Below are 15,351 nucleotides of genomic sequence, written 5' to 3'. Positions count from 1 at the left end.
GGGGTCAGGCTTAAGCCACCGCAGTGCTCCCTCATCCGCCCCTGCGGGGCACCTTCTCCCGTAAACGGGAGAAGAGAAAAGGGCGAACAAAGCAGCTCACCGGAGCCGTGTCCCAGCGTGAAGCTGATTGACCTTGTGAATCGAATTGGTCGAAGTGATCTGAGAATGAAGGGATAAAGATGAGAATGCCTCTTGATCATTAAATGAGAATGGTTATTATTTGTCTGGCCAACCGACTGGAGACCCAGACCATGACCGCTCATCCCGTGCAGCTCCGCTCCGAACCGGTCAACCTGCGCGACCGCGCCGCCCCGCGCGCCGTGCCCGCCGAAGACCTCATCAGCAGCGAGGCGCTGCTCAAGGGCCGTCGCGAAGTGCTGATCCAGCATGGCGACCGTATCTATCGCCTGCGCCATACCAGCAACGACAAGCTCATCCTCACCAAGTAAGACGTTTCATCCGACCCCGCGCCTGCGCGTCGGGTCGGATCACCCATCGCGGGCGCTGCCGCCGCCGTCCGTGCACACCCTGTCTCTTCCCGGCGGCTGATCGCAGCGTTGTCAGCAGCACGCGCTGCCGGGAATTTCCTTCAAAGGTTCCCGATGATTCGCCTGCATCCGCTGGTGGTCGCGCTGTCGCTTGCGCTGCCTGCTGTTCCGTTGTGTGTCCATGCCGCCGACCTCACTGCCGGCGGCGAGACCGCGCGTGAGGTATACGACTTCGATCGCCTGCAGGTCACCGCCACGCGCACCCAGCGCGCCCTGGTCGATGTGCCGAGCACGGTGGATGTGATCGATCGCGAACAGCTCGACAACCAGCTCGTGCGCGAGCTCAAGGATCTGTTCCGCTACACGCCGGGTGTCTCGGTGACGACCAATAGCGGGCGCTTCACCGGTGCCAGCGGCATTCGCATTCGCGGGCTGGACGGCAACCGTGTGGCGATCCTGGTCGACAACGTGCCGGTGTCGGACACCTTCAATTTCGGCAGCTACCTCAACGCCAACCGCAACTTCGTCGATCTGGAAACGCTCAAGCGCGTCGAAGTGGTGCGCGGGCCGGCCAGCTCGCTGTACGGCTCCGATGCGCTGGGCGGGGTGGTGGCGTTCGTCACCAAGGATCCGTCTGATTATCTCAGCGCCGACAAGCACAGCTATGTCGGCCTGAAGTTCGGCTACGAAGGCGACTGGAACGGCCTGTTCGCCGGTGCCACCGGCGCGTTTGGAGGCGAGCGCTGGAGCGGCATGGTGGCGGTGAGTCACCGCCAGGGCCAGGAGGCGCAGAACCAGGGCGACAACCGCAGCCGCGATTTCACCCGTACCGCAGCCAACCCGCAGCGCATCGATGGGCGCAGCGTGCTCGCCAAACTGGTGTACGCCCCGAATGCGCAACAGCGCTTCAAGCTCACCGTGGAAGGCAACGAAGATTACGGCAGCATTGATGCGTTGACCGGCATCGACACACGCACGCCCACCGCGTCGCTGCGCATTCTTTCGCAGCAGGGCCGCGACCACCAGACGCGTGCACGCGTCTCGTTCCGGCACGAACTGGATGCGCTGGACTCGGCGCTCGCCGACGATCTGCAGTGGCAGCTGTATCGCCAGGACAGCGAGAGTCTGCAGCGTACCGACGAGCTGCGTGGCAACAACACCCGCCGTCACAACGAACACAACTTCGATCAGCGTGTGTACGGCTTGCTTGTCAACGCGCACAAATTCATCGACACCGGCACGCTTAGCCACGACATCACCTATGGTCTGGACGGCACCTGGACCGATACCCGCGCCAAGCGCGACGGGTATTCGGTGAATCTGGCCAATGGCGTGGTGACCAATCGCGTGGGGCAGGACGTGTTCCCGGTGCGCGACTTCCCCAAGAGCGAAACCACCAAGCTCGGGTTGTATGCGCAGGACGAGATCCGCCTGTTCGATGGCAAGCTGTCGCTGACGCCGGGTGTGCGCGTGGATTATTTCCGCCTGTCGCCGCAGGTGGACGCTATCTTCCGCGAAGACAATCCCGGCGTTGCCGCTGCCACCATCGACGAACAGCAGGTCTCGCCCAAGTTTGGCGCGGTGTGGCGCTTCAGCGATGCGTGGTCGGCATATGCCAATTACGCGCATGGCTTCCGCGCGCCGCCGTACAACGACGTCAATATCGGCTTCACCAATCTGCAGGCGCGCTATACCGCCATCGCCAACCCGGACCTGAAATCGGAGACCAGCCGAGGTGGCGAGCTGGGGCTGCGTTTCAACGACGCGATCGGGTATCTGGGCGTCAGCGTGTACTACACCGACTACCGCAACTTCATCGAATCGTATGCGCCGGCTGGCTTCAATGCGGAGGGGCTGATGCTGTTCCAGTCGCGCAATGTGGACGATGTGGTCATCAAGGGCGCCGAAGCGCGCGGCGGAATCGATCTGGGCGCCTTGGCCGGCTGGCCGGGTTGGTCGCTCAATAGCGCGGTGGCATATGCGCAAGGCGACAATCTCACCGACGACACACCGCTCAATTCGGTCGACCCGCTGCGCGGCACGCTCGGTGTGGCCTTCGACAGCGATGGCTGGGGCGCGGAGTTGATCGGCACCTTCGTGGCGCGCAAGCGCCGCCCGCAGCTGGACAGCTATTACACCCCGGCCGGCTACGCCACGCTGGACCTGATGGGGCATTGGGCGTTCGCGCCGGGCGCCAAGGTCACCGCCGGCATCTTCAATCTGGCCGATCGCCGCTATGTGGACTGGAATGCGCTGCCCAACGGCACGCTGGCCAGCAGCACGGTGCTCGACCGCTTCACCGGCGCCGGGCGCACTGCCTCGGTCAGTCTGGCCGTGAGCTGGTAGTGGCCATGTCCATCGCCCGTCCACTGCCGTCGTTGTCGCATGCACCTGCCACGCGCGCTGGGTTGCCGCGTCCGCAGCAGTTGGCGGCGCTGGGCACGATGCTGTGTCTGTATCGGCCCGCATTGGGCAATGCACTGGAGGGCTGGCGGCACGCGGTGGATGCGGCGGCGTGCCGCCAGGTCGACAGCGATGGCGTGCGCGAAAGCATCTGGTTCTTCGACGCCGAAGGACAGTGTTGCTGGCGCCTGTGCCTGCTGCCGGACAGCGACTTTCTGATCTGGGATCGGCTGATCTCGCGCCTGCGGCCGCTGCCGATGGAAACCCATGCGGCAGGCGTCGGCGAGCGGCTGTGGCGTCGCCTGGCCGGGCGCATGCGCGGTGAGACCTGGCGATTGAGCGCGCTGCGCCTGCACACCGCCGCCAGTGGCGAGCAACCGTTTGTCGCCAGCCTGGCGACCGTGTCGGCGCTGGGTGCGGACGTTGCCGCGCGGCTGGCACGCGAAGAAGGCATCGACGGTCGCGTGGCCGTGGATGATTGCTGTTGCGCCCGCGCGGCCGCCTTGCGCACTGCTTCCACCCCATCAAGCAAGATCGATTCAACCCACATGACGACGTCGCTGGCGCGCCTGCGTCGCTGACGTCTCCAACCACTACACGAGAGTTCCGATGAGCCGAACGTTTCCGCGTTGCATTGCCCTGACACTGAGCCTTGCACCCTTGATTGCCGCCGCCGATGCCCAGCGTGATCGCCAGAGCATCCTGGCGATGCAGGGCGAATATGCCGTGGATTTTGCCTTCGACGAAACCGTGCTGCTCAAGCCCGGTTACGAGCGCGCCTCGGCCATGCGCAGTGGCGCCAATGAAGTGGTGATCGTGGTGGAGGATTCACCACGCAAGCTGGTGCTGCAGCATCTGTTGGTCGACGAAAAGACCAGGCATGTGACCAAGCATTGGCGGCAGGACTGGGTGTATGAGGCACCGCAACGTTTCGAGTTCACCGCCGACCAGACCTGGACGGTGCATGCACTGCCGCCGGCAGTCACCACCGGCGCCTGGACGCAATGCGTCTACGAGGTCAGCGACGCGCCACGCTATTGCGGCACCGGTCGCTGGGACTACGCCGACGGCCATCCCACCTGGACCAGCGATCCGAGCTGGCGGCCGTTGCCGCGCCGCGAGTACACCAAGCGCAGCGACTACAACGCGCTGTCGGTGATCAATCGGCACACGCTCACGCCCAACGGGTGGACCCACGAACAGTTCAACACCAAGGTGCTGCGCAAGCCCGACGGCAGCCAGGAGGCGATCGCGCGCGAGTTTGGCTTCAACGATTACCGCAAGACCACCGAGGTCGACTTCGCGCCGGCCTATGCGTACTGGAAAGCCACCCAAGGCTACTGGGCCAAGGTGCGCACGCGTTGGGCCCGATTCCTGGACACACCGCCCGGCCTGCATCTGAAAACCAAGCCGGATGGCATGGCAATGATCATGCCGCTGTTCCAGCAGGCCGAAGCGGTGCAGAACCGCAAGCCGGTCAAGGATGCACAACTGGATGCAGTCTTCACACAGTGGGTGGAGCGGGCAGATATATCGCCCTGAACCGGTTGCCGCGAATCACGCACTGCACGCATCACCTGCGCGCTGCGGAGCGTTGTGAAGTTCCGCAGCGCGCGTGATGCGATGCAGCCAGTTTGCGCACCAGACCGTGCGGGGCGCATCGGGGCACGTGGCACACCGATCGCAGGCGCCTTGTCGGGCACCCGCAGTCGCGTTGCTGGCTGGGTTATTCCTTGAACATCAAAAACGCCGCCACCAGGATCAGTCCGAACGCAGCCCAGTGATTCCACTTCAACGACTGGCCCAGGTAGAACGTGGAGAATCCTGCGAACACCAGCAGCGTGATCACTTCCTGCATGCCCTTGAGCTGCGGGGCGGAATACACTGCGCTACCCATGCGATTACCGGGCACCTGCAGGCAGTATTCGAAGAACGCGATACCCCAGCTGACCAGGATGGCGATCATCAGCGGCGTGCTTTTGTACTTCAGATGCCCGTACCAGGCGAAGGTCATGAACACATTGCTGGCGAGCAACAGCAGGATCGGGTACAGGTAAGCGGTGAAGGGCGCAGTGGGCATGACGGCAGGCAGAGATGAACGGGCGGGCAGCATAAGCCAACTGCGTTAAGCGCACGCGACCGTACGGACGAGTCCGGTGCTAGCGCTGCATTCCCCAGCGGCGCACGGTCAGCCGCTCGATCGCCTGGAAGACCACACCTTCCACCAGCAGCCCCAGCACGATCACCATCGCCAGGCCGGCGAACACCCGGTCGGTATACAGTTCATTGCGGTTCTGAAAGATGTACCAACCCAGACCGCCCTGGCCGGAGGTGGCGCCGAACACCAGTTCGGCAGCGATCAGGGTGCGCCAGGCGAACGCCCAGCCGATCTTCAAGCCCGACAGAATTGCCGGCAACGCGGCCGGGATCAGCAATTGCACCACGTAGCGCGAGCCGCGCAGGCCGTAGTTGCGCCCGGCCATGCGCAGCGTTTCCGGTACCGCCTGGAAACCGGCGTACGTGGTCAGCGCCAACGGCCACAGCACCGAGTGCACCAGCACGAAGACCAGGCTGCCGGTGCCCAGGCCGAACCACAGCAAGGCCAGCGGCAGCAGCGCGATGGCAGGCAGCGGATTGAACATGGCCGTCAGCGTGCCGAGCACGTCGCGGCCCCAGCGCGTGGAGGCGGCCAGTGCGGTCAGCACGAATGCCAGCACCACCCCGAGCGCGTAGCCCTGCGCCAGCACGCGCAGCGAAGCGCCCACGCGGCGCAGCAATTCGCCCGACAGCAGCCCTGCGTAAAACGCGCGTGCGGTCTGCAGGGCGCTGGGTAGCATGAGATCGTCGCCGACCACGCGCGCGGCGATCTCCCATCCCGCGACCAACACCGCCAGCACCAGCGCCTTGCGCAGCCAGGGCGGAGCCTGCCAGCGCGTCGGCGTGGCGGCGGCGACCACTGCAGGGTCAAGCGGTTGCAGGGCGACTTCGTACTCGGGGCGCACCGGTGGGATCGGCGGCAGCGCGCTCGCAGTGCGGCGGCTCATGGCAGCGCCTCGCGTTGGCGCACGGCGAGGCGACGCAATGGCGCCACCTTGTTGTCGTTCAGGGTGTCGTCGGGCAGATCGAACAGCAATCGATGAATGCGCTGCGCGGTCTGCTGAAATGCCACGCTGCCGGCGCTGTGCGGGCCGAATGCATGTGCGTTGAGTTCGGCGCGCACCTGGCCCGGATGCGGCGACAGCAGCAACACGCGATTGCCGACCACCAGCGCTTCTTCGATCGAGTGGGTGACGAACAACAAGGTGAAGCGCGATTGTTCCCAAAGTTCCAGCACCTGCTCCTGCATGCGCGAACGCGTCAACGCATCGAGCGCGGCGAACGGCTCGTCCATCAACAGCACGCGCGGGCGCATCGCCAACGCGCGCGCGATCGCCACGCGCTGCTTCATGCCGCCGGACAAGGTGTGCGGATACGCCTCGGCAAAGGCGCTCAGCCCGACCTGCGCCAGGCTGTCGTCCGCACGTTCGCGTGCTTCGGCGCGTGAGAGTTTGCGCGCCGCGCGCAGACCGAACACCACGTTTTCGCGCACGCTCTTCCACGGTGCCAGCTGATCGAACTCCTGAAACACGACCACGCGATCCGGTCCCGGCCCGGTGACCGCGTTGCCGTCCAGACGGATCTGCCCCTCGCGCGGAGTCACGAAGCCGGCCACTGCCTTGAGCAGGGTGGACTTGCCGCAGCCCGACGGCCCCAGCAGCACGAAGCGATCGGCCGCATGCACATCGAAGCGTACGCGGTGGGTCGCACGCACCACGCGTTGCGCGGAGGCGTATTCCAGGCTGACGTGATCGACCTGCAGCAGTGGGGTTGTCATCGATCAGCTCCCGCCCGCAATCGACGGATCATCGAAAAAGTAGTCGTTCAACGTGGTCGGGCGCTGCTTGATCGCGCCGCTGTGTTGCATGAACTTTCCCAGCCCCAAGGTGTTTTGCGGCACCACGGTGAACTGCACCTTCGGGTCCTTGATGATCTGCAACACCAGCGCGCGATCGATGCTCGAGCCATTGCGGCGCAGGAAGATATCCGCGGCCTGCTCCGGGTGTGCGGTGACAAAACGCGCGGCCTGATCCAGCGCAGCGACGAAGGCGCGATAGGTCTTGGGGTTGTCGCGGCGGAATTTCTCGGTGGCATACAGCACCGTCGCCGACGAGGGGCCGCCTTCGATGTCGTAGGAACTGGTCACGATGTGTGCGGCAGGATTGCGCGCCAGCTCCTGTTCCTGAAACGGTGGGCTGGCAAAGTGCGCGGTGATCTCGGTGCGGCCACGGATGATCGCGGCGGCGGCATCCGGGTGCGGCAATGCGACCTGCAGCGGGTCCAGTTGATGCGTGCCCTTGTCGCCCCAGCGTTGCTGCGAGGCGTGCTGCAGAAAGCGCGACTGCACCGACACGCCGGTGGCCGGTAGCGCAATCCGGTCCTGCGGGGTGAAGTCGCCGATGCTCTTGATGCGCGGATTGTTGCTGATCAGGTAGTACGGAAAGTTGCCCAGCGACGCCACGCCGCGCACGTTCTGCCGGCCGCGGGTACGGTCCCAGATGGTGAATAACGGCCCGACGCCGGCGCCGGCGATATCGATCGAACCGGTCAGCAACGCATCGTTGACTGCCGCGCCACCGGACAATTGCAGAAACTGTACGTCGATGTCCACGCCGGCGGCCTTGCCTTGCTGCTCGATCAGTTTCTGGTCCTGCGCCACGTCCAGCAGCAGATAGACGATGCCGAACTGTTTGGCCACGCGCAGTTTTCCTTCGGCCTGCGCATGCGCGCTGTGCAGCAACGGCAATGCGGCCAGGAGCAGCAGCGCAACACGGCGGGAAAAACGTCGGCGCTGCGGACGTGCGTGAGAAGTGACGGTCAAACGCATGCGGCGCTCCAGTCGAGAGGGGGAGGGAGGTCGCGCGTCCCACGGCGCATGACAGGCCTTGAGACGTGCGGGGCGGCGCGTCGTCTAGAACGGCGCATCGCCTTCGATGGTGGTGCGGTTGAGCCGGCGGCGCAGGTGATCGGGCGTCCCGGTTGCCAGATGCATCACCGAGCGGTTGTCCCAGAACACCATGTCGTAGGGCTGCCAACGATGCCGGTACACCAAGGCATCGCGGGTGCTGTGTTCGAACAGGGTCTGCAGCAACGCATCGCTTTCGTCGTCCGGCAAGCCGACGATGCGAGTGGTGAAATGCTCGCTGACGAACAGCGCTTTGTGGCCGGTTTCCGGGTGGGTGCGCACGATCGGATGCTGCACCGGCTTCACTTCGGCGATCTGCTCCGGCGTCAGTGCCGGGCGCCACGGATTGCGCGCACGCAGTTCTTCGTACCTGGCCAGATAGCTATGTTCGGCATGCAGAGCCTGCACGGTGCGCTGGAGCGCGTCGGGCAGGGTTTGCCAGGCCAGATGCTGATTGGCGAACAAGGTATCGCCGCCTTCGCTGGGCAGTTCCTGCGCATGCAACAACGAACCGAGACTCGGCGTTTGCTTGTACGACAGGTCCGAGTGCCAGTAGTGGCCGGCATCGCCCAGGCCGATCGGCTCGCCGTTTTCCTTGATGTTGGAGACCACCAGCACTTCCGGATGTCCGCGCAGCTGGAAATTGCGCAGCACATGGATCTGCAGCGGACCGAAGCGACGGCTGAAGGCGACCTGCTGGGCCGGGGTGATGCGTTGGTCGCGGAAGACCAGCACGTGGTGATCCAGGTGCGCCCGATGGATGCGCGCAAAGGTGTCCGTATCCAAGGGCTGCGACAGGTCCAGGCCGATCACTTCGGCGCCCAGCGGGGCATCGAAGGGGACGATCCGAACGCCGGAAGTCTGTTTGCTGGAAGCGGCATCGCGCGCCGGCTGCGCACGCGCTGCGGATGTGACGCTGACCATGACGGTGACACCTCGACGGCAACGAAGGCCGCCGTACCGGCGACCGGACACACCACTCTAGGCAGTCATGCCGCCGCTGCGAACGAACGATTGGCAAGATGCTTATGCGCTGCCGATATATGCGCCGCCGGCATGCCGGCGGCGCATTCCCGCACCGCCCGCTTCGAATGCGAACTGCGTGCTTCGGTAAGCGCGATCATCCGACGGTCGCGGCCTGGCGGCGGCGTATCCGCGTGGCGCGCGCTGCTACTCCGTCCGCAAGGCCAATGCCGGCGGCGTGGACAAAATCCGCCGCGTGCCCGACCAGCCGGCCAACAGGCTCAACCCCAATCCAAACGCGCCACCGATCAGCAGGCGCGGCCAATCCGGCGTCAGCGCGATCTCGAAGGCCTTCTGCCCGACTACTGCACCGATCACCGCCGCAGCGGTCACCGCCAGCGTCGCTGCCAGCAGGCCGAGTGCACCGAATTCCACCAGCACCGCACCACGCAGCTGGCCGCGTCTTGCGCCCAGCGTGCGCAACACCGCGCTGTCGTAGCGACGCTCGCCTGCGGTGGCCTGCAAGGCGGCCAGCAGCACCAGTACGCCGGCCAGCAGGCTGAAACCCATCACCAGTTGCACGGCCTGCGCCACCTGGTCGATCACCTCGCGCACGCGGCCGAGGATCGCATCGATATCCAGCACCGAAATATTGGGGTAATCGCGGCTCAGCGACGCCAGCTTCGGCGCATTGCCGGGCGGCAGATGGAAGCTGGAAATCAGGTTGTACGGCGCATCGCCGACGGAACCCTGATTGAGCAGCAAAAAGAAATTGACCCGGAACGAATCCCAGTCGGCCTTGCGGATGCTGGTGACGGTGAAACTGCGCTGCTGCTCGCCCAGCAACAAGGTGATGCGGTCGCCGAGTTTGAGCTGATAGCGCTGCGCCCAGCCTTCTTCCACCGAAGCCTCCGGCGCGGTGCTGTCGGCCGCCCAGAACTTGCCTTCCAGCAAGGTGTTTGCCGGCGGAAACGCGTGCCGCCAGGAGAAGTTGACCGGGCGGTTGTCGCCGTCGCCATCGTCGGCTGGATCGCGGTCGCCACGCAGCGGTGGTTTGTCGTTGATCGCCACCAGGCGCCCGGTCGAAAACGGCTCCACGGCGGCATCGTCCACGCCCAAACCGCGCAGCGTCTGCAGCACCGGCTCGGTCTGCTCGGGCTGGATGTTCATCAGAAAATAGTTGGGCGTATCCACCGGCAGGCGCTCGCGCCATTGCCCGAGCAGGCCGGGGCCGACCACCGCCAGCAGCAACAGCGCACATAGCGACAGCGATAGTCCGACCAGCTGCACCACGCTCAACCCACGTCGCCGTGTCAGCGAGGCCAGGCCGAGTTTCCAGGCACCGCGCAGGCGATGCTGGATCGGCCGCAGCAAGGCCAGCAGTCCCAGCCCCAGCAGCATCGCCACCAGTGCCAGCGCGGCCAGGCCGCCCAGCACCCAGCCGGCCAGCACCAGGTTGCCGGTCGCGTACACGGTCAGCGCCAGCGTCGCCGCCAATGCCGCGGCGTAGACCAGCAAGGAACTCGGCGGCACCGCGGCAAAGCTGCGGTTGAGCACGCGCATCGGCGGCACGTTGCGCAGCCGCAGCAGCGGCGGCAGGCCGAAGCCCAGCAACAGCACCAGCCCGATGCCTGCGCCGGCCAGGGCGGGCGTGGCCTGCGGCAACGGCAAGCGGTTCGGAATCAGGCTCCCCAGCGCCTGCACCAGACCTTCCTGCGCCAGCATGCCCAGCCCGATGCCGACCAGGCAGGCCGGGATCGCGGTCAACAGCAACTGCAGCGACAGCATCGCCAGGATGTCGCGCTGACGTGCGCCCAGGCAGCGCAGTACCGCCACGGTGTCGATACGGCGCATCGCAAACCGGTTCGCCGCCAACGCAGTGGCCACGCCGGACAACAGCACCGCCAGCAGTGCCGACAAGGCCAGGAACCGGCCCGCGCGATCGAACGCCGCGCGCATGCCGCGCTGGGTGTCCTCGATGCCGACCAGGCGGTATTCGCTGGCGCGCGGTTTCAGCCAGGCGCGCAAGTCGGCGATCGCATCGGGCGCGCCGGAGAACATCAGCCGATACGAAGCGCGACTGCCCGGGCCGAGCAGGCCGGCACCGGCGATATCGGCGCGATTGACCAGCAGCGGCGGCGACAGCTGCATCAGCTCGCCGGAGGCATCCGGTTCGGCACGCAGCACGCCGGTGATGGTGAGATGGCCGGCGCCGAATTCCAGCTGTTCGCCCACGCGCAGGCCCAGGGCCTCCAGCAGGCGGGGATCGGCATAGGCCTGGCCCGGCGGCGGTGCGCCCGCAGGCTTGCCCTGCATGCCGGCACTGTCCGCGGACACCAGCAATTGCCCACGCAGCGGGTAGCCCGCGCCGACCCCGCGGATATTGGCCATCTGGCTGGCGTCGCCATGGAACAGCACGCTGGGGAAGCTGACCATGCGCGTGCTCTGCAAGCCACGCCGCTGCGCTTCCGCGGCGAAGTCGGCCGGAATCTCCTGGCGGCCGGTCACGCCCAGATCGCCACCAAGTACTTCGGCCGCGCTGGAGGTCAACGCCAGGGTCACCCGATCGACCAGCGTGCCGACGGCCGTCATCACTGCTACGCCCAGCACCAGCGCGGCGAACACGGTCAGCAGGTCGCCGGCCAGGAATTCGCGGCGCACCGCGCGCGCGGCTTGGCGCAGCACGTTCATGCGGCCGAACCCGGCTGGGCGTGCAGGCGGCCGCTGTCGATGCGGTAGATGTGGTTGCAGCGCTGCGCCAGCGTCATGTCGTGGGTCACCAGCACCAGGGTGGTGTCGCTGGTGGCATTGAGCGCGAACAACAGGTCGCTGATCTGCGCGCCGGTGGCCTGGTCCAGGCTGCCGGTGGGCTCGTCGGCAAACAGGATGCGCGGCTTGGCCACGAACGCGCGTGCCAGCGCCACACGTTGCTGCTCGCCGCCGGACAGCTGGCGCGGGTAGTGGCGCGCGCGCGCGCTCAGGCCCACCGCTTCCAGCACTTCGCGCACCCGCGCCGGGTCTTCGCGTCCGGCCAGCTCCAATGGCAGCGCGATGTTTTCTTCGGCAGTGAGTGCCGGCAGCAGATGGAAGCTCTGGAACACGAAGCCCACCTCGCGTGCGCGCAAGGCGGCGCGCGCTTCCTCGTCCAACTGGCCCAGCTCCTGGCCGGACAGCGCGATGCTGCCGCGGCTGGGCAGGTCCAGCCCGGCAAGCAGGCCGAGCAGGGTGGTCTTGCCCGAACCGGACGCCCCGACGATGGCGATGCTGTCGCCTTCACTGACCGTCAAGCTCACGTTGTCGAGGATGTGGAGTGTTCCCTCCGGTCCGCTGACGGACTTGCCGACCTCGCGGACGTCGATGGCGGTGCGGGTGCTGGAGCGGGGGGCCAGACTGTCGATGAGGAATCTCCGAATGCGTGAAAGAACACTGCGATATGGCGTGCTGGTCCTGTGGCTGCTGACACTCTCCCTGCTCGCGCCGGGGATTGCCTCTGCCAAAAGTCCGGCTGCGACCGCACCGATCCTGGTGGTCGGTGACAGCCTGAGCGCTGCGCACAACATCCCGGTACAGTCCGGTTGGGTCACTTTGCTGGACCAACGCCTCAAGCGTGACATGGCGACGCCACCGGCGGTCGTCAATGCCAGCATCAGCGGCGAAACCACCTCCGGTGCGTTGACGCGGCTGCGCGGCCTGCTGCAGAAGCACCGCCCCGGCGTGGTGGTGATCGAACTCGGCGGCAACGATGCGCTGCGCGGGCTGACCCCGGCCCAGCTCAAGGGCAATCTGGAAAAGATGATCCAGCTCAGCCAGCAGGCCGGCGCCAAGGTGCTGCTGCTCGGCATCGATGTGCCACCGAACTACGGCCCGGCTTACCGTGAGCGCCTCAAGGCCACCTATGCCGATCTGTCCAGGCAGTACAAGACCGCACTGGTGCCGTTCTTCCTGGAAAAGGTCGCGCTGCAACCCGGTCTGATGCAGGCCGACGGCCTGCATCCCACGGCCGCAGCCCAGCCCAGGGTGCTGGAAACGGTCTGGCCGGCGCTGCGCCCACTGCTCGGACACTGACAGCTGGCAACTGGCTGCTGTCATAAAACGTTAGTTGGTCTTCACACCCTTTCCACTACCGATCCGGCATGTTTCACAAAGCTGAAGACCGAGGAAAGTCCATGCGTCAGACCAAGGAAACGTCCGGCCTCGTGCTGGTCGTCGAAGACAATCGCAACATCTCCGAAATGATCGGCGAGTACCTGGAAGGCCGTGGCTTCGAGGTCGACTACGCGCAGGACGGACTGGACGGTTACCGTCTGGCCGCCGAGAACAGCTACGACGTGGTCGTACTGGATCTCATGCTGCCGCGCCTGGACGGCATCGAAGTGTGCCGCCGCCTGCGTAACGACGCACGCAAGTCCACCCCGGTCCTGATGCTGACCGCCCGCGACACGCTCGACGACAAGCTCACTGGCCTGGGTTTCGGCGCCGACGATTACCTGACCAAGCCGTTCGCCATTCAGGAACTGGAAGCGCGCCTGCGTGCCCTGATCCGCCGCGAGCGTCGCCAGGTGGGTTCGGAAGTGCTCAAGGTCGCCGACCTGGTGCTGGACCCGGTCAGCATGCGCGCCACCCGTGCCGGCACCGAGTTGCAGCTCTCGCCGATCGGCCTGCGTCTGCTCACCATCCTGATGCGCGAATCGCCGCGTGTGGTCACCCGCCAGGAAATCGAGCGCGAGATCTGGGGCAATGGCTTGCCGGACTCGGACACCCTGCGCAGCCATCTGTACAACCTGCGCAAGATCATCGACAAGCCGTTCGACCGCCCGCTGCTGCACACCGTGCAGAGCGCTGGCTATCGCATCGCCGACATCGCCCAACCGATGGCCTGATGTCACGGCCGGTCGCCGCCCTGGCGACCGGCATTTCCTGCAGGCGCCCCCGCGCCGCTCGTTTCCGCGTGCTGCCGCTTGATTGCACGACGGTTTTACGGAAGCGTTGCCTATAATCCGGCGCTCTCCCCTGGATGCAGCAATGCCACACGGGCTCCCGAGAAAAATACGTCTTGCCTTCCTGCTGCAGGTCGCGCTGGCGAGCCTTGCGATCGTGCTTGGCGGCTACCTCATCTCCTTTGTCATCAAGTACAGCCTGGTGCGCACGGTACTCGCCGACGAGGCCGTGCATTTCTGGCGGATGCAAAGGAGCACGCCGGATCATCGCCCCCCGGAGACGCGCAATATCCAAGGCTATTTTTCGCCTGCCGGGGCCGGCCGTGACATGGTGCCGGCCGCGCTGCGGCAGCTGTCTCCTGGCTTCAGGGAGGTGGCGGCCGCCGATGCGTTGGTATATGTCGATCAACGTCCGCAAGGGCGCTTGTATCTGGTGTTCCCGCGCGCGCGCGCGGCCCATCTGACGCTGTGGTTTGGCGTGGTGCCGGCACTGATCGTGCTGCTGGCGATCTACGGCGTGTCCTGGTTCATCTATCGCGTGTCCAAGCGACTGGTGTCGCCCATCAGCTGGCTGGCGCGCCGCGTCTCGCAATGGGATCCACGCAACCCGGACGTGGATGAACTCGCCCCGGAGCGCTTGCCGGCAGAGCTGCAGGGTGAGACGCGCCAGCTGGCCGCTGCCCTGCATGCGCTTGGGCAGCGGGTCAGCGACCATGTCGCACGCGAGCGCAATTTTACCCGCGACGCCAGCCACGAACTGCGCACGCCGCTGACGGTGATCCGCGTGGCCAGCGACATGGCTCTGGCCGACGACGAATTGTCGCCACGCACCCAGCGCAGCCTGCGTCGCATCCAGCGTGCAGGCCACGATATGGAGGCGGTAATCGATGCATTCCTGATCCTGGCGCGCGAAGCCGAGATCGACCCGCAAAGCGAAACCTTCGATGCCGCCGAGCTTGCCAGCGAAGAACTCGAAAGCGCACGCGAACTGCTCGGCGACAAGCCGGTCGCTCTGCACATGGTGGGCGACCGCAGCCTGCAGATGTTCGCGCCGCCACGGGTGATGCGCGTGGTGCTCAGCAACCTGCTGCGCAATGCCTGCGCCTATACCGACGCGGGCAGCATCGACGTGGAAGTGACCCAGGACCGCATCGTGGTGCGCGATACCGGCATCGGCATGAGCGAAGAGGCTCGTGCCCGTGCATTCGAGCCGTTCTACCGCGCCGATCCGACGCGCCCGCAAGGCACCGGCCTGGGCTTGTCGATCGTGCGTCGGCTGTGCGACCGCTTCGGCTGGCGGATCGAGTTGCATAGCGAGGCCGGCGTCGGCACCTCGGTTGCGGTGGTGGTGGCATGAGGTCTGCGTCGCCAACCTGATATGCGCCGGCGCGGCTTGCGCGGGCGCCAGCCAAGCCGGCGCTACGCCGCAGCCGTTTCGCCGTTGCGGACCGACGCATCGCATCCTGCGGTGCATAACGCGCGCTGAGCCGCCGCGTTGCCGCCGCGCCGCGCACCCGGCTGCATGTACCGGTCATTCCAGCGCAGCACGTCGCCTGCC

Annotated in this window: 14 protein-coding genes; 7 read left to right on the top strand and 7 right to left on the bottom strand. The window is 66.0% G+C overall.

Annotation, left to right across the window (positions count from 1 at the left end):
- Positions 1-209 precede the first annotated feature (209 nt).
- From GGR61_RS10635 to GGR61_RS10620, 4 genes are all read left to right on the top strand, one after another.
- Positions 210-449: a hemin uptake protein HemP gene (locus tag GGR61_RS10635; protein ID WP_184407425.1), complete on the top strand. Its 240-nt coding sequence runs from the start codon at positions 210-212 to the stop codon at positions 447-449.
- Positions 450-602: 153 nt separating this feature from the next.
- The gene (locus GGR61_RS10630) at positions 603-2,834 is read left to right on the top strand and encodes a TonB-dependent hemoglobin/transferrin/lactoferrin family receptor (protein ID WP_184621350.1); all 2,232 of its coding nucleotides are present in this window, start codon (positions 603-605) and stop codon (positions 2,832-2,834) included.
- Positions 2,835-2,839: 5 nt separating this feature from the next.
- Positions 2,840-3,472 carry a Hemin transport protein gene (locus GGR61_RS10625; protein WP_184621349.1) on the top strand — a complete coding sequence of 211 codons (633 nt, stop codon included), beginning with the start codon at positions 2,840-2,842 and terminating at the stop codon, positions 3,470-3,472.
- Between the two features lie 28 nt (positions 3,473-3,500).
- Complete coding sequence (locus GGR61_RS10620) at positions 3,501-4,433, top strand: DUF6607 family protein (RefSeq protein WP_184621348.1); 933 nt, start codon at positions 3,501-3,503, stop codon at positions 4,431-4,433.
- A 184-nt stretch (positions 4,434-4,617) separates the two neighbouring features.
- On the opposite strand, the gene GGR61_RS10615 is transcribed toward GGR61_RS10620, so the two are convergent.
- The 7 genes from GGR61_RS10615 to GGR61_RS10585 form a co-directional block, all read right to left on the bottom strand.
- Entirely contained in the window at positions 4,618-4,971 is a 354-nt protein-coding gene (locus GGR61_RS10615; RefSeq protein ID WP_184407327.1) for a DMT family protein, read from the bottom strand.
- Positions 4,972-5,050: 79 nt separating this feature from the next.
- Positions 5,051-5,935: an ABC transporter permease gene (locus GGR61_RS10610; protein ID WP_184621347.1), complete on the bottom strand. Its 885-nt coding sequence runs from the start codon at positions 5,933-5,935 to the stop codon at positions 5,051-5,053.
- Positions 5,932-6,765: an ABC transporter ATP-binding protein gene (locus GGR61_RS10605; protein WP_184621346.1), complete on the bottom strand. Its 834-nt coding sequence runs from the start codon at positions 6,763-6,765 to the stop codon at positions 5,932-5,934. Before GGR61_RS10605 ends, GGR61_RS10610 begins: the two co-directional genes overlap by 4 nt.
- Positions 6,766-6,768: 3 nt before the next feature.
- Complete coding sequence (locus tag GGR61_RS10600; protein ID WP_184621345.1) at positions 6,769-7,815, bottom strand: ABC transporter substrate-binding protein; 1,047 nt, start codon at positions 7,813-7,815, stop codon at positions 6,769-6,771.
- An 84-nt stretch (positions 7,816-7,899) separates the two neighbouring features.
- Positions 7,900-8,817 carry a TauD/TfdA family dioxygenase gene (locus GGR61_RS10595; protein ID WP_184407323.1) on the bottom strand — a complete coding sequence of 306 codons (918 nt, stop codon included), beginning with the start codon at positions 8,815-8,817 and terminating at the stop codon, positions 7,900-7,902.
- Positions 8,818-9,063: 246 nt separating this feature from the next.
- Positions 9,064-11,547 carry an FtsX-like permease family protein gene (locus tag GGR61_RS10590; RefSeq protein ID WP_184621344.1) on the bottom strand — a complete coding sequence of 828 codons (2,484 nt, stop codon included), beginning with the start codon at positions 11,545-11,547 and terminating at the stop codon, positions 9,064-9,066.
- Complete coding sequence (locus tag GGR61_RS10585; RefSeq protein ID WP_308112749.1) at positions 11,544-12,149, bottom strand: ATP-binding cassette domain-containing protein; 606 nt, start codon at positions 12,147-12,149, stop codon at positions 11,544-11,546. Before GGR61_RS10585 ends, GGR61_RS10590 begins: the two co-directional genes overlap by 4 nt.
- A 103-nt stretch (positions 12,150-12,252) precedes the next feature.
- On the opposite strand from GGR61_RS10585, the gene GGR61_RS10580 reads away from it, so the two are divergent.
- The 3 genes from GGR61_RS10580 (at position 12,253) to GGR61_RS10570 (ending at position 15,150) form a co-directional block, all read left to right on the top strand.
- Complete coding sequence (locus GGR61_RS10580; protein ID WP_184621343.1) at positions 12,253-12,921, top strand: arylesterase; 669 nt, start codon at positions 12,253-12,255, stop codon at positions 12,919-12,921.
- Positions 12,922-13,022: 101 nt separating this feature from the next.
- Entirely contained in the window at positions 13,023-13,736 is a 714-nt protein-coding gene (locus GGR61_RS10575; protein ID WP_002811889.1) for a response regulator transcription factor, read from the top strand.
- Between the two features lie 142 nt (positions 13,737-13,878).
- Positions 13,879-15,150, top strand: coding sequence for a HAMP domain-containing sensor histidine kinase (locus GGR61_RS10570; RefSeq protein WP_184621342.1), 1,272 nt, complete (start codon positions 13,879-13,881; stop codon positions 15,148-15,150).
- Positions 15,151-15,351 lie beyond the last annotated feature (201 nt).

This window comes from Xanthomonas sp. 3058 (genome assembly GCF_014199765.1).
Taxonomy (GTDB): Bacteria; Pseudomonadota; Gammaproteobacteria; order Xanthomonadales; family Xanthomonadaceae; genus Xanthomonas; species Xanthomonas campestris_B.
The sequence above is the reverse complement of the archived record's forward strand: the minus strand, read 5'-3'. Positions and strand labels throughout refer to the sequence as shown.